The following is a 24,837-nucleotide window of genomic DNA, read 5'->3' on the forward strand; positions in this document are numbered from 1 at the left end:
CATCATGAACAAGCATCTATATCGCATAGTGTTCAATAAGGCGCGTGGCTTGTTGATGGTGGTAGCGGAAAACGTTGCCAGCCACGGCAAAGCCAGTGCTGGTACCACCGCTGCATCAGGCCGCTCGGTGCCGCTCTGTCTAGCGCTGCGGCCAGTGTGCTTTAGTCTCTTGGTGGCGAGCGGGCTGGTGCATGCCATGCCCTCTGCCACGCAGGTGGTAGCGGATGGCAATGCCCCGAAGACGCAGCAGCCAACGATCCTGAACACCGCCAATGGTGTGCCACAGGTCAATATCCAGACCCCCAGCGCAGCCGGGGTATCTCGCAACAGTTACACGCAGTTCGATGTCGGTCAGCAAGGGGTGATTCTCAACAATGCTCGTGGCAGTGCCCAGACACAATTGGGTGGCTGGGTGGCAGGCAACCCCTGGCTAGCGGCTGGTACCGCCAGAGTGATTCTGAACGAGGTCAACAGCAGCCTGCCCAGTCAATTGCGTGGTTACGTTGAAGTGGCCGGCGATCGCGCACAGGTCGTCATCGCCAACCCGGCAGGCATCAGCTGTGATGGCTGTGGTTTCATTAACGCGAACCGGGCAACGTTGACTACGGGCAGCCCGATTCTCAACAACGGCAGCCTGGAAGGCTACCGGGTACAGCAGGGCAACATCACGATATCCGGCGTCGGCCTGGATGGGCGGCAGGCCGAATACACCGACCTGCTGGCGCGTGCCATACAGGTAAATGCCGGCATTTGGGCCACACAACTACGTGTGCATAGCGGCGCCGGGCAGAGCAATGCCGATTTGAGTCAGACATCGGCACTGCTTGCGGCCAACACTAGTCCTGCGCCGGCCTATTCGCTGGATGTGGCCGCACTGGGCGGTATGTATGCCGGCAAAATCTGGCTGGTAGGTACCGAGCACGGCTTGGGCGCCCGCTTTGTCGGCCAGCTTGGTGCTGCTGCCGGCGAGATAGTGGTGCGCCAGGATGGCGAGATCAGCAATAGCGGCAAGCTGGCCGCAACGGGTGACATCCAGGTACAAGCCAGTGCGGGCATCCAGAACAGCGGCACTGTCTCCGCACAAGGCGATATCACGCTGCAGACAGCAGCCACATTCGACAACAGTGGCATGGTGATTGCCGGCGGCAATGCGGATATCCGCGCCTTGCAGCTGGATAACCAGCAGGGTGCAACCCTGGGCGCGGTAGGCAATACCAACCTGGCTGCCAGCGGCATGGAAAATAGCGGTAGCGTACAGGCGGGCGCCAGCTTGCAACTGACGGCCGATGCACTGGATAACAGAGCCAGTGGCGAAATCAGTGCCGCATCCACCCAGTTGACGCTAAGCAACAACCTGACCAATCGTGGCCTGATTGATGGCGAGCAGACCCGGCTGTCTGCCGCCACCCTGAACAATCTGGGCAGTGGCCGCATCTATGGCGATCAACTGGCCATTGCGGCTGGCACACTGAACAATCTGTCTGAAAACGGCGTAGCACCTACCATTGCCGCTCGCACGCAGCTGGATATCGGCGCCGGTACCGTCAACAACCGGGAGCATGCGCTGATTTTCAGCGCCGGCGACATGGCATTCGGTGGCGCGCTGGATGCCGGCTTCCATGCCACAGGGTTGGCGGGCAGCATCAACAACAACAGCGCCAGCATCGAGGCCTTGGGCAAGCTGGCTATCGCCGCACATACCATCAACAACACCAACGAGCATTTCGCCACCGAAGTCTTACCGGTGGGCACCCCAGAACACATCATCGAATACCAAGGGTCGGGCTCTCCCAACCGCTACCGGCCTGGCGACCCAGGGGTCTACATCTTTAACGATGAATCCGATCACCTGATGACACCGGAAGGCCCGTTTGAAACCTGGAGCCAATACGACTACACCCGCAGCATCCAGGAAACCACCATCACCCAGACCGACCCGGGCAAGATCACCGCAGGTGGCGACATGAGCCTTACCGCCGACACCTTGCGCAACGACAAAAGCCACATCATTGCCGGCGGCCAACTTACCGCCAATGTCACGGACTTGCAGAATATTGATGTTACCGGGCAGCACTACGTCACCGATATCGGCGTAGTCACCAACTACTGGCGCGACCACCAGAAAGGCCGCGACAGTACTGGCAGCAGCACCAGTACCTATCAGCCGCCCGTGGCGATCAGCGACATTTCGCTGGCCCCTTTCCGCTACCAGCAGAACAGCCAGCCGCCTGCGTCCGGCACCAAGATCGGCGACCTCGGGACGCTGACCGTACCTGACAGCAGCCTTTACCACCTTAGCAGCGACCCGAAGCTGGGCTACCTGGTGGAAACCGACCCGCGTTTTAGCAACTACCGGCAATGGCTGGGTTCCGACTACATGCTGGCGGCCCTGTCGGTAGACCCCACTAGCGTACAAAAACGCCTGGGCGATGGCTTCTACGAACAGAAACTGCTGCGCGAACAAGTGGCGCAGCTGACAGGGCGGCGTTTCCTGGATGGCTATGCCAGTGATCAGGCGCAATACCAGGCGCTGATGGACCAGGGCATTACCGTGGCCAAAGCCTGGAGCCTGCGGCCGGGCGTGGCACTGAGCGCGCAGCAAGTGGCACAACTGACCAGCGACATCGTCTGGCTGGTCGAACAGGATGTGACCCTGCCGGACGGCCGCACCGCCAAGGCGCTGGTGCCACAGCTGTACCTGCGTCCAGGCCGCACCGATCTTGCCAGCAGCGGCGCGCTGATCGCTGGCGACAGCCTGAACCTGCAACTGCGCGGCCAGCTCGACAACCAGGGCACCCTGGCGGGGCGTCGCCTGCTTACTCTTACCGCCGACACCGTCAACAACCTTGGCGGGCGCATCACCGGCAACGACGTGTTGGCCGCCGCCCGCAACGACCTCAACAATATCGGTGGCAGCATCGATGCCGGCAACAGCCTGCAAGTGACCGCCGGGCGCGACCTCAACCTCACCAGCACCACCCGCAGCAACAGCAACGCCCAGGGCAGCGAAACCCACCTCAACCGCGTGGCCGGCCTGTACGTCACCAACCCGTCCGGCAGCACCCTAGTCGCCAGCGCTGGGCGCAACCTGCACCTCACCGCTGCCGACATCGGCAATAGCGGCAGCGGCAGCACCCAGCTGGCAGCCGGCAACGACCTGGTACTGGACACCATCACCACCAGCCAGCAACAACACATCGTGTGGGATGACAACAACCAGCGCCGGGACAGCAGCAGCCAGGACATCGGCAGCCAGGTGCACGCCAAGGGCGACATCGCCCTGCTGGCAGGCCACGACCTCACCGCCCGTGCGGCCAACGTTGGCAGCGAGCAGGGCGCCGTGCAGGCACGGGCCGGCAACGACATCCAGCTGACCGCAGGCAGCCGCCGCCAAACCGTAGACGAAGCGCACCAGCACACCGGCAGCAGCAGCGCCTTCTCCAGTACCACCATCAGCACCCGCGACAGCCTGGACCAGACCCAGGCCGTCGCCACCACCCTGTCCGGCAACACCACCAGCCTGCAGGCCGGGCGCGACATCGCCGTCAGCGGCAGCAACGTGGTCAGCACCGCCGGCACCGCACTGCAGGCCGGACGCGACATCGCCATCACCGCCGCCACCGACACCCTCAGCCAGCAGCACGACCGTGCCGAAAGCCAAAGCGGCCTGTTCAGCGGCGGCGGCCTCGGCTTCACCCTGGGTACCCGGCAGCAGAGCGTAGACCAGCGCGGCAGCAGCACCCAGGCCGCCGCTGCCACTATCGGCAGCACCCAGGGCGACGTCACCCTGCAGGCCGGGCAGCACTACCAGCAAAGCGGCAGCCACGTACTGGCGCCGCAAGGCAACATCGACATCGCCGCCAAACAGATCGACATCAGCGCCGCCCAGCAGCACAGCCAGACCACCACCGACACCCGGTTCAAGCAAAACGGCCTCAGCGTCGCCATCAGCAACCCCGTCGTCAGCGCCCTGCAAACCGGGCAGCAAATGCAGCAAGCCGCCAGCCAGACCAGCGACAGCCGCATGCAAACACTGGCCGCCGCCACCACCGCCCTGGCCAGCAAGAACGCCTACGACGCCGTCAGCCAGAACCCGGCCCAGGCCGGCGGTATCAACCTCAGCATCAGCGTAGGCAGCAGCCAGAGCCAGAGTCACAGCGAACAACAACAGGACAGCAGCAGCGCCTCCACCCTGCGTGCCGGCGGCAACCTCAGCCTGCGCGCCACGGGTGACGGCCAGCACAGCAACCTCACCGTACAGGGCAGCGACATCCAGGCGGCGGGCAACGTCAGCCTGCAGGCCGACAACCAGATCCAACTGTTGGCCGCACAACACAGCGCCAGCCAGCACAGCACTAACAGCGGCAGCAGTGCCAGCCTGGGCGTCAGCATCGGCCCCGTCGGCCCTCAGCTCAACGTCAGCGCCAGCGGCAATCGCGGCAATGCCGACGGCAGCGACACCAGCTGGCGCAACACCCATATCGACGCCGGGCAACAACTCACACTGCAAAGCGGCGGCGACACCACCCTCAAAGGCGCCGTTGCCAGCGGCAAGCAGATCACCGCCAAGGTTGGCGGCGACCTCAAACTCGAAAGCCTGCAAGACAGCAGCCACTACGTCAGCAAACAGCAAAGCCAGGGCGGCAGCCTCTCGGTAGGGGCTGGCGTGGTGTCCGGCAGCGTCAACATTGGCAACAGCAAGCTGGGCAGCGACTACGCCAGCGTCACAGAACAGACCGGTCTGACAGCCGGCGACGGCGGTTTCCAGCTACAAGTACAAGGCAATACCGACCTCAAGGGCGCGGTGATCAGCAGCAGCGAGCAGGCGGTGCGGGATGGCAAGAACCAGCTCAGTACCGGCACCCTGACGCACAGCGACATCGACAACCACGCCAGCTACAGCGGGCAGAGCGTCAGCCTGGGCGGTGGTTACAGCAGCAATGGCAGCGGGGTCGGTAAAAACCAGCAAGGACAGGCAAGCAGCGATGGCAGCCAGACCCCCGGCAGCAGCCTGCCCAGCCTGAATGGCCTATCGGCCACCGCGCCGCTTGCCATGAACGCCAACGGCAGCAGCAGTAGTACCACCCAGTCAGGCATCAGCGGCGGTGCGATCGAGATTCGGGATAGTCAGCAACAACAAACGCTGAACGGGCAAACAGCGGAACAAACCGTTGCCGGGCTAAACCGCGACGTAGAGACCGGGCAGGACAGCACGCATGCACTCAAGCCGATCTTCAACGAACAGGAGCTGAAGGCTGGCTTTGAGGTCGTGGGCGCGTTGCAGCGAGAGACTGCCACCTTCTTGAACAACCGGGCCCTTGAGAAAGATCATGTTCAGCAACAGATTGATGCGGAATTGGAGAAGCCAGCAGGACAGCGAGATGCGGCACGGCTGGAAGCACTGACATCACAGCAACAAGCCAATCAAATTTGGGCCATGGGCGGCATCGGTCACACCGTACTGACCGCACTGACGGCAGCGGCTGGCGGCAATATCAGCGCCACGGACAGCGCATTCTTCCAGGCAATGGCAGTGAACTACCTGCAGAGCCTGGGGGCGCAGGAAATCAAGCATCTAGCCGATGCCCTCGACTCAGAGGTTGCCCGTGCGGCGCTGCAAGCCTTGAATGCATGTGCCGGCGCAGCGTTACAAGGGAGAGGCTGTGGTGGAGCTGCTGCTGGAGCCGGCGCAGCGGTGGTATTGAACAACCTGCTAAACCAGGTCAATGGGCAAAGTGGGCCGCTGAGCGCCGAAGAGCGAGAGGCTCGCAGTAATCTATTGACCTCCCTCATCAGTGGTATTGCAGGAGCGAGTGGCGGAGATGCCAGCAGCGCTGGCAATGCGGCCAACATCGAAATGCGTAACAACGCGCTGATGTTGATACCGCTGGCACTGGAGCTGGTAGACAAGGGAATCACGGCCTATGACGCCTGGCAGCTGGACAAGGCATTACGGGAAGGCCGTAACGAAGACGCGAAAGAGATTGCAGCAGGAATCGCCATTGGTCTGGCAACAGAGGCAGTGCCAGGCAACAAGGTGCTGCAAAAGATCGGGCAAGTACTTGGCAAGAGCGGTAAAGCTGGTGAAGAGGTTGCCAGGGCCGCGGCGGAGATTGTTGCCAAGCGTGAGCAGTTGGCATCACAGTCTGTGGACTTCGCAAAGGGAATTTCTGATCTTCCGCCTGGGGAACGTGTAGCAAAGATAAAAGAAATTGTTCCACAAGTAGTTAATGCGTATGGCTGGAAAAGGGATAAGCAACTTGAGAAATTGAATCCTGGTCGTGCTGTTTATAAAGCGCCAGATGGTAAGATTTATTCGTTGGATACTCAGCATGGAGCATGGGAAAGGATTAATCCAAAGAATGGAGCGCATGAGGGTGAGTACAAGATGCTAAACCCTTTGGAGTTGGTTGAGAGATCAGTTGACACCTCTGGTAGGCATAATTTGAAAGTGAAATAATATGGAAAGTAAATGGAAAAGGCTTGTGGATTTTAATGGTGATGAGGAAATGCCAAGGGGGACGTTATTTAAATTCCCTGCAATCTATCCTTTTGAAGATGCTGTTGTGATGATGTTGTGCATGAATCCGGGTAATGTTGATTTTCCGATGAGCCTTGTTGCCATAACTGGCTACAAGGCAGGAATTAACCCCTACCAAAATCTCCCTGGTGTATGTATCACAGGTAGTGGCGATAATCGTCATTTTGATATTCAGTGGCTTATCATGAATTGGAGTTATTGGGTTTATCCAGATTGTGATGTGGGCTCGGTTTTGGTGAGGAATATCCCCTTAAATGTTGATGAGATTTGAACAATAAATATAAGACTGGACAGTGGTAGGGGGCTATCAACGGCAAACTGGAGTATGAGGCAGCATATGTGCTGGATAATGGGCATGCCTATATAACGGATACGGCAGGTCGAGTGAAATCGGTAGAGGGCGAACTGAGCTTGAACAAAATGGACCGTAATGGTTACCAGCAATGCGTCGCAGGCAAGTGTGGCGAGGCTGGAGACGATGGCGGCCATCTGATTGCATCCAGTCTGGGTGGTGCGGGTGACCGAGTGAACCTGGTGCCGCAGGCATCGATGTTGAATAGGGGGGCTTGGAAAGCCATGGAGAATGAGCTCCGACAAGCATTGAAGGAAGGCAAGACCGTCAGTGTGAAGATTGATGTTGGGTATCCGACTGGGGGTGGATTAAGGCCTAGTGAATTTTATGTTGAAGCAAATATCAACGGTAGTATAAAACGCTACCCATTTTATCAATAGTGAGTGATCATGAAAGAAATAGCTGAGAAAATTATAGAATTAATAAAAGGAGCCTTTCCTGAAGTGCTTGATTCAAAAATCATAGTCACTAAATTGAAGTGCAGAATATTTTCTAATTTCATTAGTTCTGTTGAGTCAATTAAAATATGTGATGGAGTTGTGGAGGATTTGCCAGTCGGGAGAATGGTTTTTAAGCTTGAAGAATTGTTTCTTCGTATTCGAGATTGCATTATGAATGAAGGTGGATGCCGCATTTGGGGATTGACCTTTACTTTGTATCCAGGTGGCAAGTACGAAATTGAATACGACTATAACAAACCCGCAGATTATGAAGATACCGAGGACACGATTTCCGGCGATGAAATCAATCAGTCGCTTGGTGGTTTGCTGGCAACGGAGCCGTTACCCATGCAAATGACCGCCGAACAAGCCTACCAGGCAATTGGTCAATGTGTGTTTCAGGCACAGGATGAAGCCGGCTGGCACCTGGCCGGCGTAGACCTGACATATCAGCCAGGACGTCAAGTGCGGATGCATTTCTGGCAAGAGACTGCCGCCGGGAAACAGCGCGCGCCTAAGGTGCCAGATCATGCCGCGATGGTAGCTGCTGCAGATGGTGCCTATGCTTTGTACGACAGCCTCACGAGCCAAGGTGGTGTCGCACCTGACGGCCTGAGTTTTACCCTGACACCGGAAGGACGGATGAAGCTGGATTACCGCTATCCGGATGCGTGACACCACGTAGTGGGTAGCGGCTTAGCGGTCGAGATGGTGATGGCATGTTACTGGCAATAAGCTACTGCGCGTGCGGCTACGTCAGTGGTAAGCAGGGGGAGGGTTTGTCTTTGAGACCGACTTGCTTAGGACAAGATGTGACATCGTTGTAGTGGTGCCTATCGCTGCCGGCAACGACAATATGTAATTTGGATAAATCTTGCCATTAATTATGCATGCCAAGAGAGATTAGTACTGGTTTGTAGAGTGCAAACACGGTAGCCACGCTTTCGCGCAGGCGTCGCTAACCGCTACAATCGCCGCTGTTTCGCAGAATTTTCAAGGATCAGCCATGCGCGCCTCGCAGTTTTTCATTTCCACCCTGAAGGAAGCCCCCGCCGATGCCGACATCGTCAGCCAGAAGCTGATGCTGCGCGCCGGCTTCATCCGTAAAGTTGCCGCCGGTGTCTATAACTGGATGCCGATGGGCCTGCGCTCGTTGCGCAAGGTGGAAAACATCGTGCGCGAGGAAATGAACCGCGCTGGCGCCATCGAGATTGTGATGCCGATGGTGCAGCCGGCCGGCCTGTGGCAGGAAACCGGCCGCTTCGACGGCATGGGCCCGGAGCTGTTGCGCTTCAAGGATCGCCACGAGCGCGATTTCGTGATCCAGCCGACTTCCGAGGAAGTGGTGACCGACATCGCCCGCAACGAGCTGCGCAGCTACCGCGCGCTGCCGAAGAACTTCTACCAGATCCAGACCAAGTTCCGCGACGAGCGCCGTCCGCGCTTTGGCGTGATGCGTGGCCGCGAGTTCACCATGAAGGATGCCTACTCCTTCGACCGCAGCGCCGAGGACGCCGGCAAGAGCTACGACAATATGTTCGCCGCCTACTGCCGCATTTTTGACCGCCTGGGTCTGACCTACCGTGCGGTGGCAGCCGATACTGGCGCCATCGGTGGTGACCGCTCGCATGAATTCCAGGTGATTGCCGAAACCGGCGAAGACGCTATCGTCTACTGCCCGGATTCCGACTACGCGGCCAACATCGAGCTGGCCGAGGCGGTAGCGCCGGCTGGCGAGCGCCCGGCTGCCAGCCAGCCGCTGACCAAGGTGCACACTCCGGGCGTGAAAACCATCGCCGACCTGGTGCGCTTCCTGAACATCGACATCACTGCCACCGTGAAGGCGCTGGTGGTGGAAGGCGAGGAAGAGGGCTCTGCCGTGCTGATGCTGGTGCGCGGCGACCACGAGCTGAACGAGGTGAAAGCCGAGAAGATCGCCGGCATCAAGAAGCCGCTGACCATGGCCACCCCGGCGCTGATCAACAAGGCCTTCGGTGCCAACCCCGGCTCGCTGGGCCCGGTGGGCTTCAAGGGCCGCATCATTGCCGACCGCACCGTGGCCAAGATGGCCGATTTCGTGATCGGCGCCAACGAGGACGACCAGCACTACACCGGCGCCAACTTCGTGCGCGATTGTGTGGAGCCGGAAGTGGCCGACATCCGCAACGTGGTGGTGGGCGATGCCTCGCCGGACGGCAAAGGTTTGCTGGCGATCCAGCGCGGTATCGAAGTTGGCCATGTGTTCTACCTGGGCACCAAGTACTCCCAGGCCATGGACGCCACCTTCCTGGATGAAGACGGCAAGCCCAAGCACTTCGAGATGGGCTGCTACGGCATCGGCGTGACCCGTATCCTGGGCGCCGCCATCGAACAGAACTTCGACGGCAAGGGCATGATCTGGCCGGACAGCATTGCGCCGTTCAACGTGGTGATCTGTCCGGTGGGCTACGACCGCTCCGAGGCCGTGAAGGCTGCCGCCGACCAGCTGTACGGCGAACTGCTGGCCAAGGGTGTGGACGTGATCATCGACGACCGCGGCGAGCGCCCGGGCGCGATGTTTGCCGACTGGGAGCTGATCGGTGCGCCACACCGCGTCACCATCGGTGACCGTGGCCTGAAGGAAGGCAAGGTGGAATACCAGCATCGTCGCGACAGCGAAGCCACCGCGGTGGCTGCCGGCGAGATTCTGGCCCACCTGCTGGCGAAACTGGGCTAAACCGTAGGGTGGGCAAAGGCCATCTGGCCATGCCCGCCGCTACCTTACCAACCAAGGCTGCCTCGTCATGCGCGCTCCGCTGTTTGCCGTTCTCGCTGTTGCCCTGCTTGCCGCTACCCCGGCCTGGGCAGGTGCGCAGCGCGAAGAGGCGTTGGCGGCCAACGTGGCCTCGGCGATGTCGCGCAGTGTGTCGGATATCAACGCGCCGCGGCTGGTGTTTGAAGACCCGCGTGAAGGCCCGCTGTGGCTGGCGGAGATGTCGCGCCGGCTGCAATCGCGCATTCCGGACCAGTGGATGCGCGAGCGGCTGCTGACCGCGGTACAGTACGAGGCCACCCGTGCCGGGCTGGACCCGCAACTGGTGCTGGGCCTGATCCAGGTGGAAAGCGGCTTCAACAAGTACGCCATCTCGCCGGTGGGCGCGCGTGGGCTGATGCAGGTGATGCCGTTCTGGGTGCGCAGCATCGGCGCGCCGGGTCACAACCTGTTCGAGCTCACCACCAATCTGCGTTACGGCTGCACCATCCTGCGCCATTACATCGATATGGAAGGCGGCAACCTGTTTCGTGCGCTGGGCCGCTACAACGGCAGCCTGGGGCAGGCGACCTATCCCAACCTGGTGGTGGGGGCCTGGAAGCGGCACTGGTTATGGTTGCCTCCCAGTGGAGACAAGTTGGCCGCCGCATTTTGATGACGCTGTGAATGCTGCATGACAAAGCCCCCGCCAATGCGGGGGCTTTGTCATTTGAAGGCGCCACCGGAGCCGGCAACGCCGGGCGGCTTAAGTGCTCAAGGCGGCGCGGCAATGCTAGCTGCGCTCGCCCTTGCGCAGGCTGACCAGTCGGGTGCCGGCCAGGCGGTCGTGCAGGAACTGGCGCTGCGGGTCGAACAATGGCCACATGAGCGGCAGCAGCCACCAGGCCAGTGACAGCCACAGCGCGATGCGGGTGTCGCCGCTGACGCGCTGCCAGGCCTGGAAGGACAGGATGGGCACGCCGACAAACAGCAGCAGGGCGATGCCGAAGCGCACCCCGGCTAATTGCCAGTCCAGCTTGCCGCCATCGGCGCGTTCCAGCTTGATGCGCCAGGTTTTCATCGCCGGCGTCTGGCCGCTTTTCACCCAGCAGTAGCCAAAATAAGCGTACAGCACGCCGGCCATGGTGAGGCGGTATAGCCATTCCAGAGGCAGCGCATGGTTGCCCCAGGCCAGCAAGGGCGTGAACAGCGCAGCGGTAGTGAAGATGATGGCTGCCAGCAGCAGCAGTTCATAGCCGAGGGAGGCAAAGCGGCGGGGAAGACCAGGCGTGGCTGCGGATGTCATGAAATAGCGTGTCGTTATCGAAAAGGTTGGCCGCATCTGCGGTCAGCACGGCATGGTATCAAAGCCCCCTTGCCCCGCCTACCCCCGAAAAGTGGCTGTTTTTGAATGTTTTTGGCGCTTTTTTGCACCTGCACAAAAGCGCTTGACCGTGCTTTCTGGCTTGGGTTAAGTTCATTCATCACGGGACAAAAATAACCTGAAATACAAAGAGGCAAAAATGCAGATATCGGGCGCGGAGATCGTAGTTCGCAGCCTGCAGGAAGAAGGAGTCGAATTCGTATTCGGCTACCCCGGCGGCGCGGTACTCGAAATATATGACGCAATTTTCCGTCAGCAGCAGTTCAAGCATGTACTGGTCCGCCACGAGCAGGCCGCGGTCCATGCCGCTGATGCTTACTCGCGTTCCAGCGACAAGGTCGGCGTGGCACTGGTCACTTCCGGCCCGGGCGCAACCAACGCGGTCACCGGCATCGCCACTGCTTATATGGACTCCATTCCGATGGTGGTGATTTCCGGCCAGGTGCCGACACCCGCCATCGGTCTGGACGCGTTCCAGGAAGTGGACATGGTGGGCATCACCCGCCCGTGCGTGAAGCACAACTTCCTGGTGAAGGACATCAACGAGCTGGCAGCCACCATCAAGAAGGCGTTCTACATCGCCAAGACCGGCCGCCCCGGCCCGGTGGTGGTGGACGTGCCCAAGGATGTGACCCAGGCCAAGGCCGAATTCCACTACCCGGAAAGCGTGAGCATCCGCTCCTACGTACCGGTTACCCGTGGTCATCCGGGCCAGATCAAGAAAGCCGTCAACCTGCTGGCCGAAGCCAAGCGCCCCTACATCTATGTGGGCGGTGGCGCGGTGCAGGGCAATGCCGCGGAAGAAGTCACCGAGCTGGTGAAGATGCTGGGCGTGCCGTGTACCAACACCCTGATGGGCCTGGGCGCCTATCCGGGGCAGGATCAGCAGTTCCTCGGCATGCTGGGCATGCACGGCACCTACGAGGCCAACATGGCCATGCAGTACTGCGATGTACTGATTGCCGTGGGCGCGCGTTTCGATGACCGTGTGATCAGTATCCCGTCGCACTTCCTGTCGCAGCCGAAGAAGATCGTGCACATCGACGTGGACCCGTCCTCCATCGCCAAGCGTGTGAAGGTGGATGTGCCTATCGTTGGCGACGTGAAACACGTGTTGCGCGACATGATCGACCTGTTCAAGCAGACCGGCCTGAAGACCAACGAGCAGCATCTGGCTGGCTGGTGGAAACAGATCGAGCAATGGCGCAGCTACAACAGCCTGCTGTACACCCCGTCCAGCGAGCTGATCAAGCCGCAGTACGTGGTGCAGAAGCTGTACGAGATCACCGGCGGCGATGCCATCATCACCTCCGACGTGGGCCAGCACCAGATGTGGGCGGCGCAGTACTACCCGTTCAAGCGCCCGAAGCAGTGGCTTAACTCCGGTGGCCTCGGCACCATGGGCTTTGGCCTGCCGGCCGCCATCGGCGCGCAGCTGGCCAACCCGAACGCGCAGGTGGCCTGTATCACCGGCGAAGGCTCCATCCAGATGAATATCCAGGAGCTGTCCACCGCCAAGCAGTACCACACCCCGGTGAAGGTGATTGCGCTCAATAACCGTTACCTGGGCATGGTGCGTCAGTGGCAGGAGTTCTTCTACGGTACCCGTTACTCCGAGTCCTATATGGACGCGCTGCCGGATTTCGTTAAGATCGCCGAAGCCTACGGTCACGTCGGCATCAAGGTGGAAAACCCGGCCGATGTCGAGCCGGTGTTGCGTGAAGCCTTCAGCCCGGCACTGAAGGAACGTCTGGTATTCCTGGACTTCCGTACCGATCAGTCCGAGAACGTGTTCCCGATGATCCAGAACGGCAAGGGCCTGGACCAGATGGACTTGCCGCCGCACATGCGCGAGCTGCAGATCGCTCCGTTCGAGAACAACCGTGACTACGGCAACATGTGCTGAGGCGTAAGAATGCGACACATCCTTTCAATTCTTCTGGAAAACGAAGCGGGCGCACTCTCGCGAGTAGTAGGACTTTTTTCCGCCCGCGCATACAATATCGATTCGCTGACGGTGTCGACTACCGAAGATCCGACACTGTCTCGCATGACCATCGTCACCCACGGGTCTGACGAAGTCATCGAACAGATCACCAAGCAGCTCAACAAGCTGATCGAGGTGGTCAAGGTGATTGACCTCAACGAGTCCGACCATATCGAACGTGAGATGATGCTGATCAAGGTCCGCGCCACCGGCAAGGACCGCGAGGAGATGAAGCGCATGGCCGACATCTTCCGTGGCCGCATCATCGACGTGACGGAAAAGACCTACACCATCGAGCTCACTGGTACCAGCGAAAAGCTCAACGCCTTTATCGAGGCGATCGACCGTTCAGTGATCCTGGAAACGGTGCGTACCGGTGCATCCGGCATTGGTCGCGGCGAACGTATTTTGAAGATCTGAATCACCTGGGCGGCTACCCGCTGCCCAAGAACAACTAGGGACATAAAATGAAAGTTTTCTACGACAAAGACGCTGACCTCTCCATCATCAAGGGCAAGCAGGTCGCCATTATCGGTTACGGCTCCCAAGGCCACGCCCACGCGCAGAACCTGAAGGAATCCGGCGTCAACGTGATCGTCGGTCTGCGCAAGAATGGCGCATCGTGGAAAAAAGCTGAGGCCGCCGGCCATCAGGTACAAGAAGTTGCCGACGCGGTAAAAGCCGCTGACGTGGTAATGATCCTGCTGCCGGACGAGTCGCAGCCGGAGGTGTACAACAACGAAATCGCGGCCAACATCAAGCAGGGTGCAGCACTGGCCTTCGCTCACGGCTTCAACATTCACTACAACCAGATCGTGCCGCGCGCCGACCTGGACGTGATCATGATCGCCCCGAAAGGCCCGGGCCACACCGTGCGCTCCGAGTACGTGAAGGGCGGCGGCGTGCCGACCCTGATCGCCGTGTACCAGGACAAGTCCGGCAAGGCACGCGACATCGCCCTGTCCTACGCTGCGGCCAACGGCGGCACCAAGGGCGGCGTGATCGAAACCAACTTCCGCGAAGAAACCGAAACCGATCTGTTCGGTGAGCAGGCGGTACTGTGTGGTGGCGCGGTTGAGTTGGTGAAAGCCGGCTTCGAAACCCTGACCGAAGCTGGTTACGCTCCGGAAATGGCCTACTTCGAATGTCTGCACGAACTGAAGCTGATCGTTGACCTGATGTACGAAGGCGGCATCGCCAACATGAACTACTCCATCTCCAACAACGCGGAGTATGGCGAGTACGTGACCGGCCCGGAAGTGGTGACCTCCGCCACCAAGGAAGCGATGAAGAAAGCGCTGTACCGCATCCAGTCCGGCGAATACGCCAAGATGTTCATCCTGGAAGGCAAGACCAACTACCCGAGCATGACTGCTCGTCGTCGTCTGAACGCCGAGCATCCGATCGAGAAGGTTGGCGCCGAACTGCGCGCAATGATGCCGTGGATCTCCAAGAACAAGCTGGTTGACCAGTCCAAGAACTAATCTGGACCAGTCAGCTGTCAGCCAAAGCCGGACTTTGTCCGGCTTTTTTGCGTTTTGTGCGGCAGCTTTGGCTTTTGCCGTGCCGGCCGCCGCTTTAGAATGAACGGCTGATTGCGGCCAAGCTTTGGCCGCGCGCCATCAACCTGTAGCCAACAATAACGACTAGGGCGAGCCCATGCATATCGATCCGGCCCCGAACAAGCTGTCCCTGCGCCGCCAGGGCATCTACCTGCTGCCCAACTCCTTTACCCTGGCGGCGTTGTTTGCCGGTTTTTACGCCATCGTGCAGGCGATGAACCAGAATTTCGAACATGCCGCGGTGGCGATTTTCCTCGCCATGATCCTGGACGGCATGGATGGCCGCGTGGCGCGGCTTACCCACAGCCAGAGCGCATTCGGTGCCGAGTTCGACAGCCTCTCCGACATGGTGAGTTTTGGCGTGGCGCCGGCGCTGGTGGCCTACGAGTGGATGCTGAAGGACCTGGGCAAGCTGGGCTGGATGGTGGCATTCATCCACTGTGCCGGCGCTGCACTGCGCCTGGCGCGCTTCAACACCATGATCGGCTCCACCGACAAGCGCTGGTTCATCGGCCTGCCTAGCCCGGCTGCTGCGGCGCTGGTGGCCGGCCTGGTGTGGATCTGTCATGCCTACGGCTACAACGACCTGCCGGGGCTGAAGTGGATCGCGCTGGGCTTTACCGCCTTCTCCGGCATCACCATGGTGACCAATGTGAAGTTCTGGAGCTTCAAGGAGATTCATCTGCGTCGCCGCGTGCCGTTCGTGATGCTGCTGGGGCTGGTGGTGGTGCTGCTGTTGCTGATGTCGGAGCCGCCGCTGGTATTGTTCGGCTTCTTTGTCTGCTATGCGCTGTCCGGCTACGTGATGGCGGCACTGGGAATGGGCCGCAAGACTGTGCCGGTAAGGGCGGAATAGAAGCTGTGCCGGTGTGGCGGACAGACAAACGGGCGCTTCGGCGCCCTTTTTTGTTGGCATGGCTTGGACAATATGTCCAAATATCTTGGTTTGACAGTGGCGCTTTGTGAAAATCATACTGATTTCACCAAATTTGTTTGACACTATGTCTTCGATTTCGCTAAGGTAGACCCAGAAATAAACAGGAGACAGCAATGCAATTGGACATCGAGCGTCTAATCGAGGATTTCGGCGGCCCCAGCGCACTCGCGGACGCGCTGACGGCAGGCTTCCCCGACGAGCCGGTGACGCGTGCTGCTGTCTACAAATGGCGCGAGCGCGGCAGCCTGCCGCTGGCGCAGCTGAACAAGCTGGCGCTGCTCGCCGCACAACAGGGCAAGCGATTCGATTTCAACGACTATCTGACCGGGGTACAGCCGGCGGGACAATGGAGATCACCAGACATGGGCGACCGTCTCATCATTTTCGATACCACCTTGCGTGATGGCGAGCAGTCGCCGGGCGCTGCCATGACCAAGGAAGAAAAAGTCCGTATCGCCCGTCAGCTGGAACGCCTGGGTGTGGACGTGATCGAGGCTGGCTTTGCTGCTGCCAGCCCTGGCGATGCCGACGCGATTCGCGCTATTGCCGAAGTGGTGAAGGAGTCCACCGTCTGTTCGCTGGCACGCGCCAACGAGCGCGATATCCGCGCTGCCGGTGAGGCCGTGGCCCCGGCGCCGAAGAAGCGTATCCACACCTTCATTGCCACCAGCCCGATCCACATGGAGAAAAAGCTGCGCATGAGCCCGGACGAAGTGGTCGCCGCGGCAGTGAAGGCAGTGAAGCTGGCACGGGAATACACCGACGACGTGGAATTCTCCGCCGAGGATGCGCTGCGCTCCGATATCGACTTCCTCGCCCGTATCTTCGGTGAGGTGATCAAGGCCGGCGCCACGACGCTCAACGTGCCGGATACCGTTGGCTACGCCGTGCCGCGCATTACCGAGGCCTTCTTCCGCGAGCTTATCGCCAAGACCGAGGGCGGCGACAAGGTGGTGTGGTCCGCCCACTGCCACAACGACCTGGGCATGGCGGTGGCCAACAGCCTGGCTGCCGTGCTGGGTGGCGCCCGTCAGGTGGAGTGCACCATCAACGGCCTGGGCGAGCGCGCCGGCAATGCCGCGATGGAAGAAATCGTGATGGCGGTGAAAACCCGCAAGGACGTGTTCGGCGTGGAAACCAAGATCGACAGCACGCAGATTGTGCCAGCGTCCAAACTGGTGTCCACCATTACCGGCTACCCGGTGCAGCCGAACAAGGCCATCGTCGGCGCCAACGCCTTCGCCCACGAGTCCGGCATCCACCAGGATGGCGTGCTCAAGCATCGTGAAACCTACGAAATCATGTCGGCAGAGTCGGTGGGCTGGACTGCCAACCGCCTGACGCTGGGCAAGCTCTCCGGCCGCAATGCCTTCCGCACCAAGCTGCAGGATCTGGGCATCGTGCTGGATAGCGAAGAAGCGCTGAATGCCGCTTTTGCCCGCTTCAAGGAGCTGGCCGACAAGAAACGCGAGATTTTCGACGAAGATCTGCACGCGCTGGTGTCCGATCAGCTGGTGACCGTCGAGCAGGAAGACTACAAGTTCGTATCGCTGAAAGTGGCGACCGAAACCGGCGAGGCACCGCAGGCGCAGATCGTGTTCGTGGAGCATGGCAACGAGTGCCGTGCCGAGTCGACCGGCTCCGGCCCGGTGGATGCCGCCTTCAAGGCGATCGAAAGCGTGGTGAAGAGCGAGGCCGAGCTGGAACTGTACTCGGTGAACGCCATCACCAAGGGTACCGAGTCGCAGGGTGAAGTGACCGTGCGTCTGACCAAGGATGGCCGCATCGCCAATGGCCAGGGCGCCGATACCGACATCATCGTGGCCAGTGCCAAGGCTTACCTGGCGGCGCTGAACAAGCTGCATAGCAAGACCGAGCGGGTGTACGCGCAAGGTCCGGTCTAAAGAGCGCGCAAACGTTGCGGCAGGACATCCCACCCGGAAAGGTTGGCCGCAGCGTTAAAGATCAAAGGCTCACGAAGCCGCCTTATGAAGCTGGCTGCCATATCGGGCAGACACTGACAGCCGACCCACAAGGTCGGCATTGTCGCGTCTGCTTTTGGGCATCTCGAAAATCTCCTGCTTTCGTCGCGATACTGCGTTGCTCACGAAAAATTTCTCCTTACATATCAAATATATGCTGCGTCGAAATTTTTCGTTCGCGCCTTGTCTAGCTTAGAAATCACGGCTTTTCGAGGCGCCCTTTAGTTTTTCCGTTCTGCCCGCATCTAGCGGCGATACAACTACAGGAAGCACGCCGTGGCACAAGGCTATTTCATTACCGGCACCGACACCGAGATCGGCAAGACCCATAGCGCGGTGCAGCTGGTGCGGCACTGGCAGGCGCAGGGCAAGCGGGTGCTGGCGATGAAGCCGGTGGCTTCCGGCTGCGACATCCTGCCGGATGGCAGCTGGCACAACGACGACGTGGCGCGGCTGGTGGCGGCTACCGGCCAGACCGACCTGGCGTTGATGAACCCGTACCGGTTTCTGCCGCCGGTATCGCCGCATATCGCGGCGCGCGAGGCCGGGGTGGAGATCGACCTGGCGGTGATTGCCGATCACTATCAAAGGTTGGCCGCACAGGCCGACGTGGTGCTGGTGGAAGGCGCCGGCGGCTGGCTGGCGCCGCTGTCCGACCGCTACCGCATGCAGGAGCTGGCGCAGCAGCTGCAGCTGCCGGTGATCCTGGTAGTGGGCATGCGCCTGGGCTGTATCAACCATGCCTTGTTGAGCGCGCAGGCGATTCAGGCATCCGGCTGCCAGCTGGCAGGCTGGATAGCCAACCGCGTGGTGCCCAATCAGCTGGCCTATGCCGACAACCTGGCCACGCTCAAGCAGTACCTTGGCGAGCCGCTGCTGGAAATACCCTACGGCGCCTGAAGCACAGCTTTCATGCCGATGGGCTGGGTGCTGCCGCTGCCATCCACGGTAGCGCTGGCGCTGGTTTTCCCCGCAACGACGGCAATTTCATGCTGCGCTGCGTCATGATAAATCCTTGTTTTTTTACGGCGAATTTCTAATCTCGTTACTGAACTGCCATTGGAATAGAGCAGAGAGCGACCGGGTTTCCCGGCCAACACGAGAGGACGGGTGCCGGCAGGATATGCTGCCGCACCAACCGGACCCACCCGCCAGGCCGCGGCAAGACGGCGGTAATAGCGGGGCAATCCATAGGGAGACGCCATGCTTTCCCGTTATGCCCACCTTGGGATATTGGGGGGTGCACCGCTAGGCGCGGTTGCGGCCAACCTGAATTTCCAGACACCTGTCACCCAGGTGGCTCACGACATCTACGACCTGCACCTGCTGCTGCTGTATATCACCGGCGGCATTTTTGTACTGGTGTTCGGGGTGATGTTCTGGGCCATCCTGCGCCATCGCAAGTCCGCCGGCCACCAGGCCAGGCATTTCCACGAGAACACCACCGTGGAGATCATCTGGACGGTGATCCCGTTCCTGATCCTGGTGGCCATGGCCTTGCCCGCCACCCGGCTGATCCTGCAGCAGAAAAGCAGCGCCGGCGCGGAAATCACCATCAAGGTTACCGGCTACCAGTGGAAATGGCAGTACGACTACCTGGACCAGAACCTGCGCTACATGAGCCACCTGGCCACACCGCAGGACGCCATCGTCAAGGCGTCCGCGCGTGGCGACAACTACCTGCTGGAGGTGGACGAGCCGCTGGTAGTGCCTACGGATACCAAGGTGCGGCTGTTGCTGACGGCGAACGACGTGATCCACTCCTGGTGGGTGCCGCAGCTGGGGGTGAAACAGGATGCAATACCGGGCTTCGTGCGCGATGCCTGGTTCAAGATCGAGCAGCCGGGCACCTATCGCGGTCAGTGCGCCGAGCTATGCGGCAAGGATCACGGCTTCATGCCCATCGTGGTGGTGGCCAAGAGCCCGGCCGATTACCAGCAATGGCTGGCGGCCAAGCAGAAAGCCATGGCGGCCAGCCAGGATGACCCGGGCAAGGTCTGGAAGCTGGACGAACTGAAAGCACGCGGCGAGAAGGTGTACACCCAGAACTGCGTGGCCTGCCACCAGGCAAACGGCAAGGGCATTCCGGGGGCGTTCCCGGCGCTGGATGGCTCCGCGATTGCCACCGGCGACAAGGCTGCGCATATCGATATCGTGCTCAATGGCAGCAAGAAAAACCCGGCGATGGCGGCCTGGGGCAAGCAGCTGTCCGATACCGATATTGCCGCCGTGATTACCTACGAGCGCAATGCCTGGGGCAACCACACCGGTGAAACAGTACAACCTAGTGACATCAAGGCTGCCCGTGGCGGCAAGGCGTAAGGAGGGGATCATGGCAATTGCAGACACCACCCGCGCCGATCACGGCGACCATGGCGATCATCACGGCAAGCCGCATGGACTAGCGCGCTGGTTGTACGCCACCAACCACAAGGACATCGGCAGCATGTACCTGTGGTTCGCGTTCAGCATGTTCCTGTTTGGCGGCGTGCTGGCGCTGTGTATCCGCGCCGAGCTGTTCCGCCCCGGCCTGCAGTTCTGGCAGCCGGAGCTGTTTAACCAGTTCACCACCCTGCACGGGCTGATCATGGTGTTCGGCGCCATCATGCCGGCGTTTACCGGCCTGGCCAACTGGCTGCTGCCGCTGATGATAGGCGCGCCGGACATGGCGTTTGCGCGCATGAACAACTGGAGCTTCTGGCTGCTGCCGCCGGCCGCGCTGCTGCTGCTGGTGTCCTTCGTGGTACCGGGCGGTGCCGCTGCCGCCGGCTGGACGCTGTATGCGCCGCTGTCCACGCAGATGGGCATGGGCATGGATCTCACCATCTTTGCCATTCACATCATGGGGGTCAGCTCGATCATGGGCTCGATCAACATCATCGTTACCATCCTCAACCTGCGCGCGCCGGGCATGGGCATGATGCAGATGCCGATGTTCGCCTGGGCCAGCCTGATCACCGCCTACCTGATCATCGCGGTGATGCCGGTGCTGGCCGGGGTGGTGACCATGGTGCTGACCGACCGCCATTTCGGCACCCACTTCTTCAATGCCGCCGGTGGCGGCGACCCGGTGCTGTATCAGCATATTTTCTGGTTCTTTGGCCACCCAGAGGTGTACATCATGGCGCTGCCGGCATTCGGCATCGTCAGCCACATCATTCCCACCTTCAGCCGCAAGCCGCTGTTCGGCTATGTCTCCATGGTGTACGCCACCAGCTCCATCGCCATTCTCAGCTTCATGGTGTGGGCGCACCACATGTTCACCACCGGCATGCCGGCCACCGCGCAGCTGTTCTTCATGTACGCCACCATGCTGATCGCGGTGCCTACCGGGGTGAAGGTGTTCAACTGGATCGGCACCATGTGGCAGGGCAGCATGAGCTTCGAAACACCGATGCTGTTTGCGGTGGGGTTTATCTGCCTGTTCACCGTGGGGGGCTTGTCCGGGGTAACGCTGAGCATCGCCGCCGTGGATATCCAGCTGCAGGATACCTACTACGTGGTGGCACACTTCCATTACGTGCTGGTGGCCGGTGCGCTGTTCAGCCTGTTTGCCGCCATCTATTACTGGTTTCCCAAGATGACCGGCCGCATGTACAGCGAGCCGCTGGGCAAGTTCCATTTCTGGTGGTCGATGATCTGGTTCAACGTCACCTTCTTCCCGATGCACTTCCTCGGCCTGGCCGGCATGCCGCGCCGTATCCCCGACTACAACATGCAATTCACCGACTTCAACGCCATGGCCAGTGTCGGGGCGTTCTGCTTCGGGCTGGGGCAGCTGATCTTTCTGTACAACATGGTGCACAGCATCCGCCACGGCCAGCCGGCACCGCACAAGCCGTGGGAGGATGCCGACACCCTGGAGTGGCAGATTCCCACCCCGGCGCCGTATCACAGCTTTGTCGAGGCGCCACGGCTGGAAGTGGGCGAGAACGGGGTGATCAAGGCCATGGAAGGCGGAAAGCATCATTGATATGGAACCGCATCAGCCAGCGCCATTGCGCGACAACCGCATCCTGCTACTCAAGCTCAGTGCCGTGGCCTGCGTGATGTTTGCCTTTGCCTGGGGGCTGATCCCGGTGTACGACGCGCTGTGCCGGATTACCGGGCTGAACAAGTTGCTGCAGCCGGACAGCGTAGCGGTGCAGAACCAGCCGCAGGGTGGCAAGGCGTTGGCCGCACCGCTGACGTTGAGTTTCGATGCCACCGTGCAGCCGGGGCTGCCGTGGCAGGTGCGGCCGCTGGTGTCCAGCCTGCAGGCACGGCCGGGCGAGTTCGTGCGCGTGGATTACGAGATCACCAATGCCAGCAACCGGCGGGTGATCGGGCAGGCGATACCGCGCTACCTGCCGGCGGCGGCGGCGGAGTACGTGAAAAAGCTGGACTGCTTCTGTTTTGCGCAGCAGGCGTTTGCTCCCGGTGAAACCCGGCGTTTTCCGGTGGTATTCGTGGTGGATAAGAGCGTGCCGGCCGGCATCGACAGCATCACGCTGGCCTACACGGTTTTCGATGTGCCGGGGCGATCATGAGCCGGCCCTGGCAGGCGCTGCGCGCGGTGCTGTCGGCCTTCGTGGGGATTCGCCAGGGGCGGGCCGCACGGCAGGACCGCAAGCTGACATTTGCCGATGTGGTAACGGCTGCCATTGTGCTGGTGGCGATACTGATCGGCCTGCTGCTGTTGCTGGTGCAGCTGATTACCGGCTAGCCGCCAGCTGGCCAGGAGGAGCGTGATGATGGAACACAGTGAACAGACGCATTACTTTGTGCCCGACCCGTCGCGCTGGCCGATTGTCGGCTCGCTGGCGCTGTTCTGCCTGGGTCTGGGGGCGGCGCTGACGGTGAACAGCGTGGCGTTCGGCAAGCTGGGATTGCTGCTGGGCTTCGGCATCCTGCTGTGGATGCTGTTCGGCTGGTTCGGCGACGTGATCCGCGAGAGCCTGGCCGGACGCTACCACGGGCGTGAGGATCATTCCTTTCGCTGGGGTATGGGCTGGTTCATCTTTTCCGAGGTGATGTTCTTCGCTGCCTTTTTTGGCGCGCTGTACTACGTGCGGGTGATCTCGGTGCCGGAGCTGGGCAATGACATGCACAAGCTGCTGTACCCGGATTTTTCCGCCAGCTGGCCGCTGCAGACCGGTCCCGGCATCAACACCCCCTACCAGGCCATGGGTGCCTGGGGGCTGCCGGCGATCAACACGCTGATCCTGCTGAGCTCTGGCGCCACCCTGACCTGGGCACACTGGGGGCTGCTGTCCGGCAGCCGCCGCCAGCTGACGGTCGGCCTGGGGGCCACCGTGCTGCTGGGCTTCCTGTTCCTGGGGCTGCAGCTGTACGAGTACTCGCATGCCATGCACGAGCTGGGGTTGAGCCTGGCCGCGGGTGCCTACGGCATGACCTTCTTCATGCTCACCGGCTTTCACGGCATGCACGTGCTGCTGGGGGCCATCATGCTGTCGGTGATGTGGCTGCGGGTGCAGCGCGGGCATTTCAGTGCCGAGCACCATTTCGCTTTCGAGGCGGCGGCCTGGTACTGGCACTTCGTGGATGTGGTGTGGCTGATCCTGTTCGTGTTCGTGTATTGGCTGTAGCGTTTACCAGCTGCCCAGCCACTTGCCCAGCATCAGTACCGCAAACAGCGTAAGCGACAGGCTGATGCGCAGCGTCAGGGCACGGGCAGTGCGCCGCGAGTCGCCACCTCGGGTAAGCGAGCGCAGTGCATAGCCCAGCGAGCCGACAATCAATAACAACAGCAACGGTACGATTGCATTCACGATGATGTCTCCCCCTGGTGTCTCCACCCAGTCTAGACCGCCACGCAATGCCTTGTGGTTGATGTTGCTGGCATTGCTGCCGTTTGCTCTGGCCGTGTGGCAGTACCAGCGGGGCGAGCAGCGCAGCGCGCAGCTGGCGGCGTTCGAGCGTGCGGCCAACCTGCCGCCGCGTCACCTGGCGGAAATCGCGCTGGATGCCGAGCCAAATGGCCAGCGGGTGTGGCTGACGGTACGCGACAGCCAGCCTTCGCTGCGGGTGGCCGGTGCGGTACTGGATGGCCGCGATGGGGTGCGTGAATGGCAGCCGGTGCAGCTGCTGGATGGCAGCTGGGTAGTCATTGATCGCGGTTGGCTGCCGCGTCCGGTGGGCATCGTCAGCCTGCCGTTGCCGGCCGGTCGGCTCAGCGGGCGCTGGGTGGTACGGCCCGCGCCCTATCTGCTGAGCAAGGCACGGGTGGGGGTGGAAGGAGAAGTGGATGCGCTGGATTGGCCGCGGCTGGCCAGCAGCCTGCCCGGCACGCTGCGCGGCGGCCTGGTGGTGCTGGAGCCGACGCTGCGGCCCTATACCACCTGGCCGGTAAAGCCGGCCTTCGATCCGCAGCGGCACTATGCCTATGCGCTGCAATGGTTGCTGCTAGCGCTGTGCATCGTGCTGGCGGCCTGGCTGATGAGGAGAAAGCAAGATGGCAATCGCACTCGCCAAGACTGACCTGCGTCCGCTGTGGTGGATGCTGCTGCTGAGCCTGCTGCCAGTGGTGGGCTCCACGCTGCTGTACTTCAACTGGCAGCCACAGCGCCCTGCCGCGGTGGGGCAGCTGCTGGCGCAGCCGCTGCCGGTGGCGCAGCAGCAGGGTTGGCCGCAGGGGCGTTGGGTGTTGCTGTCGCTGGGGGGCGGCTGCGATGCGGCCTGCCGGCAACGCCAGTTCAGCATGCAGCAGATACGCACCGCGCAGGGCGAGGCGGCCGAGCGCGTGCAGCTGCTACGTCAGCCCAACCGCGCCGGGCTGCGCGAGGATGGCTTCTATCTGGTGGACCCGCTGCGCAACCTGGTGCTGTTCTATCCGGACGGCACCCCACCCACGGCGGTGATCCGTGAAATCGGCAAGGTACTGAAAACCAACAACGGCCTGGGCTGAGCACATACCCGGCC

General features: G+C 60.9%; 22 protein-coding genes. 19 read left to right on the top strand and 3 right to left on the bottom strand.

Features of this window, described 5'->3' with window-relative positions; all coding sequences use genetic code 11:
- Window positions 1-4 precede the first annotated feature (4 nt).
- The 6 genes from ACFOKJ_RS15350 (at window position 5) to ACFOKJ_RS15375 (ending at window position 10,740) form a co-directional block, all read left to right on the top strand.
- On the top strand, window positions 5-6,460 hold the full coding sequence (locus ACFOKJ_RS15350) for a hemagglutinin repeat-containing protein (protein ID WP_390281185.1): 6,456 nt from the start codon (window positions 5-7) through the stop codon (window positions 6,458-6,460).
- 1 nt (window position 6,461) lies between these two features.
- The gene (imm45, locus tag ACFOKJ_RS15355; RefSeq protein WP_390281187.1) at window positions 6,462-6,812 is read left to right on the top strand and encodes an Imm45 family immunity protein; all 351 of its coding nucleotides are present in this window, start codon (window positions 6,462-6,464) and stop codon (window positions 6,810-6,812) included.
- Between the two features lie 68 nt (window positions 6,813-6,880).
- Window positions 6,881-7,273, top strand: a complete 393-nt coding sequence (locus ACFOKJ_RS15360) for a DNA/RNA non-specific endonuclease (RefSeq protein ID WP_390281189.1) — start codon at window positions 6,881-6,883, stop codon at window positions 7,271-7,273.
- A gap of 9 nt (window positions 7,274-7,282) precedes the next feature.
- Window positions 7,283-8,008, top strand: a complete 726-nt coding sequence (locus ACFOKJ_RS15365; protein WP_390281191.1) for a hypothetical protein — start codon at window positions 7,283-7,285, stop codon at window positions 8,006-8,008.
- 331 nt (window positions 8,009-8,339) lie between these two features.
- Window positions 8,340-10,049: a proline--tRNA ligase gene (locus ACFOKJ_RS15370; RefSeq protein WP_390281193.1), complete on the top strand. Its 1,710-nt coding sequence runs from the start codon at window positions 8,340-8,342 to the stop codon at window positions 10,047-10,049.
- A 67-nt stretch (window positions 10,050-10,116) separates the two neighbouring features.
- The gene (locus ACFOKJ_RS15375; protein ID WP_390281195.1) at window positions 10,117-10,740 is read left to right on the top strand and encodes a lytic transglycosylase domain-containing protein; all 624 of its coding nucleotides are present in this window, start codon (window positions 10,117-10,119) and stop codon (window positions 10,738-10,740) included.
- A 117-nt stretch (window positions 10,741-10,857) separates the two neighbouring features.
- Here the strand turns inward: ACFOKJ_RS15375 and ACFOKJ_RS15380 are convergent, their stop codons facing one another.
- Window positions 10,858-11,370 (bottom strand): RDD family protein, encoded by a 513-nt coding sequence (locus tag ACFOKJ_RS15380; protein ID WP_390281197.1) that lies wholly within the window; start codon window positions 11,368-11,370, stop codon window positions 10,858-10,860.
- Between the two features lie 217 nt (window positions 11,371-11,587).
- Between ACFOKJ_RS15380 and ilvB the strand changes: the two genes are divergently transcribed.
- From ilvB to bioD, 6 genes are all read left to right on the top strand, one after another.
- Window positions 11,588-13,354: a biosynthetic-type acetolactate synthase large subunit gene (gene ilvB / locus ACFOKJ_RS15385; RefSeq protein ID WP_390281199.1), complete on the top strand. Its 1,767-nt coding sequence runs from the start codon at window positions 11,588-11,590 to the stop codon at window positions 13,352-13,354.
- Window positions 13,355-13,363: 9 nt separating this feature from the next.
- Window positions 13,364-13,855 (top strand): acetolactate synthase small subunit, encoded by a 492-nt coding sequence (gene ilvN, locus ACFOKJ_RS15390; protein WP_088966057.1) that lies wholly within the window; start codon window positions 13,364-13,366, stop codon window positions 13,853-13,855.
- Between the two features lie 47 nt (window positions 13,856-13,902).
- Window positions 13,903-14,919: a ketol-acid reductoisomerase gene (ilvC, locus tag ACFOKJ_RS15395; protein ID WP_390281201.1), complete on the top strand. Its 1,017-nt coding sequence runs from the start codon at window positions 13,903-13,905 to the stop codon at window positions 14,917-14,919.
- Between the two features lie 175 nt (window positions 14,920-15,094).
- Window positions 15,095-15,853: a CDP-diacylglycerol--serine O-phosphatidyltransferase gene (gene pssA / locus ACFOKJ_RS15400; RefSeq protein WP_390281203.1), complete on the top strand. Its 759-nt coding sequence runs from the start codon at window positions 15,095-15,097 to the stop codon at window positions 15,851-15,853.
- A 194-nt stretch (window positions 15,854-16,047) separates the two neighbouring features.
- Window positions 16,048-17,838 (top strand): 2-isopropylmalate synthase, encoded by a 1,791-nt coding sequence (locus tag ACFOKJ_RS15405; protein WP_390281205.1) that lies wholly within the window; start codon window positions 16,048-16,050, stop codon window positions 17,836-17,838.
- A gap of 354 nt (window positions 17,839-18,192) precedes the next feature.
- On the top strand, window positions 18,193-18,816 hold the full coding sequence (bioD, locus tag ACFOKJ_RS15410) for a dethiobiotin synthase (RefSeq protein WP_390281207.1): 624 nt from the start codon (window positions 18,193-18,195) through the stop codon (window positions 18,814-18,816).
- On the opposite strand, the gene ACFOKJ_RS15415 is transcribed toward bioD, so the two are convergent.
- Window positions 18,804-19,121, bottom strand: a complete 318-nt coding sequence (locus ACFOKJ_RS15415) for a hypothetical protein (protein ID WP_390281209.1) — start codon at window positions 19,119-19,121, stop codon at window positions 18,804-18,806. The two genes, bioD and ACFOKJ_RS15415, sit on opposite strands and share 13 nt — an antisense overlap.
- Between ACFOKJ_RS15415 and coxB the strand changes: the two genes are divergently transcribed.
- Genes coxB through ACFOKJ_RS15440 form a run of 5 tightly spaced genes read left to right on the top strand, consistent with a single transcriptional unit; the run spans window position 19,120 to window position 23,504 of the window.
- Window positions 19,120-20,238, top strand: coding sequence for a cytochrome c oxidase subunit II (gene coxB, locus ACFOKJ_RS15420; RefSeq protein WP_390281211.1), 1,119 nt, complete (start codon window positions 19,120-19,122; stop codon window positions 20,236-20,238). The genes ACFOKJ_RS15415 and coxB overlap by 2 nt on opposite strands.
- A 10-nt stretch (window positions 20,239-20,248) precedes the next feature.
- A complete protein-coding gene (gene ctaD, locus ACFOKJ_RS15425) occupies window positions 20,249-21,889 on the top strand; it encodes a cytochrome c oxidase subunit I (RefSeq protein ID WP_390281213.1) in 1,641 nt (546 codons plus the stop codon).
- Between the two features lies 1 nt (window position 21,890).
- Window positions 21,891-22,445: a cytochrome c oxidase assembly protein gene (locus ACFOKJ_RS15430; RefSeq protein WP_390281215.1), complete on the top strand. Its 555-nt coding sequence runs from the start codon at window positions 21,891-21,893 to the stop codon at window positions 22,443-22,445.
- Window positions 22,442-22,621: a DUF2970 domain-containing protein gene (locus ACFOKJ_RS15435; protein WP_390281217.1), complete on the top strand. Its 180-nt coding sequence runs from the start codon at window positions 22,442-22,444 to the stop codon at window positions 22,619-22,621. The genes ACFOKJ_RS15430 and ACFOKJ_RS15435 overlap by 4 nt, the downstream gene beginning before the upstream one ends.
- A 25-nt stretch (window positions 22,622-22,646) precedes the next feature.
- Window positions 22,647-23,504, top strand: a complete 858-nt coding sequence (locus tag ACFOKJ_RS15440) for a cytochrome c oxidase subunit 3 (protein ID WP_390281219.1) — start codon at window positions 22,647-22,649, stop codon at window positions 23,502-23,504.
- Window positions 23,505-23,507: 3 nt separating this feature from the next.
- Here the strand turns inward: ACFOKJ_RS15440 and ACFOKJ_RS15445 are convergent, their stop codons facing one another.
- Window positions 23,508-23,687, bottom strand: coding sequence for a twin transmembrane helix small protein (locus tag ACFOKJ_RS15445; protein WP_390281221.1), 180 nt, complete (start codon window positions 23,685-23,687; stop codon window positions 23,508-23,510).
- A 1-nt stretch (window position 23,688) separates the two neighbouring features.
- On the opposite strand from ACFOKJ_RS15445, the gene ACFOKJ_RS15450 reads away from it, so the two are divergent.
- The gene (locus ACFOKJ_RS15450; RefSeq protein ID WP_390281223.1) at window positions 23,689-24,396 is read left to right on the top strand and encodes an SURF1 family protein; all 708 of its coding nucleotides are present in this window, start codon (window positions 23,689-23,691) and stop codon (window positions 24,394-24,396) included.
- Window positions 24,371-24,823, top strand: coding sequence for a hypothetical protein (locus ACFOKJ_RS15455; RefSeq protein WP_390281225.1), 453 nt, complete (start codon window positions 24,371-24,373; stop codon window positions 24,821-24,823). The genes ACFOKJ_RS15450 and ACFOKJ_RS15455 overlap by 26 nt, the downstream gene beginning before the upstream one ends.
- Window positions 24,824-24,837: the final 14 nt, after the last annotated feature.

Origin of the sequence: Vogesella amnigena, assembly GCF_042648905.1 — a bacterium.
Classification (GTDB): domain Bacteria; phylum Pseudomonadota; class Gammaproteobacteria; order Burkholderiales; family Chromobacteriaceae; genus Vogesella; species Vogesella amnigena.

What these genes read in the sequence shown, in the direction of transcription:
- ACFOKJ_RS15350 (WP_390281185.1), top strand. Translation starts at nt 5, where the DNA reads ATGAACAAGCATCTATATCGCATAGTGTTCAATAAGGCGCGTGGCTTG.
- imm45 (WP_390281187.1), top strand. Translation starts at nt 6,462, where the DNA reads ATGGAAAGTAAATGGAAAAGGCTTGTGGATTTTAATGGTGATGAGGAA.
- ACFOKJ_RS15365 (WP_390281191.1), top strand. Translation starts at nt 7,283, where the DNA reads ATGAAAGAAATAGCTGAGAAAATTATAGAATTAATAAAAGGAGCCTTT.
- ACFOKJ_RS15370 (WP_390281193.1), top strand. Translation starts at nt 8,340, where the DNA reads ATGCGCGCCTCGCAGTTTTTCATTTCCACCCTGAAGGAAGCCCCCGCC.
- ACFOKJ_RS15375 (WP_390281195.1), top strand. Translation starts at nt 10,117, where the DNA reads ATGCGCGCTCCGCTGTTTGCCGTTCTCGCTGTTGCCCTGCTTGCCGCT.
- ACFOKJ_RS15380 (WP_390281197.1), bottom strand. Translation starts at nt 11,370, where the DNA reads ATGACATCCGCAGCCACGCCTGGTCTTCCCCGCCGCTTTGCCTCCCTC.
- ilvB (WP_390281199.1), top strand. Translation starts at nt 11,588, where the DNA reads ATGCAGATATCGGGCGCGGAGATCGTAGTTCGCAGCCTGCAGGAAGAA.
- ilvN (WP_088966057.1), top strand. Translation starts at nt 13,364, where the DNA reads ATGCGACACATCCTTTCAATTCTTCTGGAAAACGAAGCGGGCGCACTC.
- ilvC (WP_390281201.1), top strand. Translation starts at nt 13,903, where the DNA reads ATGAAAGTTTTCTACGACAAAGACGCTGACCTCTCCATCATCAAGGGC.
- pssA (WP_390281203.1), top strand. Translation starts at nt 15,095, where the DNA reads ATGCATATCGATCCGGCCCCGAACAAGCTGTCCCTGCGCCGCCAGGGC.
- ACFOKJ_RS15405 (WP_390281205.1), top strand. Translation starts at nt 16,048, where the DNA reads ATGCAATTGGACATCGAGCGTCTAATCGAGGATTTCGGCGGCCCCAGC.
- coxB (WP_390281211.1), top strand. Translation starts at nt 19,120, where the DNA reads ATGCTTTCCCGTTATGCCCACCTTGGGATATTGGGGGGTGCACCGCTA.
- ACFOKJ_RS15415 (WP_390281209.1), bottom strand. Translation starts at nt 19,121, where the DNA reads ATGGCGTCTCCCTATGGATTGCCCCGCTATTACCGCCGTCTTGCCGCG.
- ctaD (WP_390281213.1), top strand. Translation starts at nt 20,249, where the DNA reads ATGGCAATTGCAGACACCACCCGCGCCGATCACGGCGACCATGGCGAT.
- ACFOKJ_RS15430 (WP_390281215.1), top strand. Translation starts at nt 21,891, where the DNA reads ATGGAACCGCATCAGCCAGCGCCATTGCGCGACAACCGCATCCTGCTA.
- ACFOKJ_RS15435 (WP_390281217.1), top strand. Translation starts at nt 22,442, where the DNA reads ATGAGCCGGCCCTGGCAGGCGCTGCGCGCGGTGCTGTCGGCCTTCGTG.
- ACFOKJ_RS15440 (WP_390281219.1), top strand. Translation starts at nt 22,647, where the DNA reads ATGATGGAACACAGTGAACAGACGCATTACTTTGTGCCCGACCCGTCG.
- ACFOKJ_RS15450 (WP_390281223.1), top strand. Translation starts at nt 23,689, where the DNA reads ATGATGTCTCCCCCTGGTGTCTCCACCCAGTCTAGACCGCCACGCAAT.
- ACFOKJ_RS15455 (WP_390281225.1), top strand. Translation starts at nt 24,371, where the DNA reads ATGGCAATCGCACTCGCCAAGACTGACCTGCGTCCGCTGTGGTGGATG.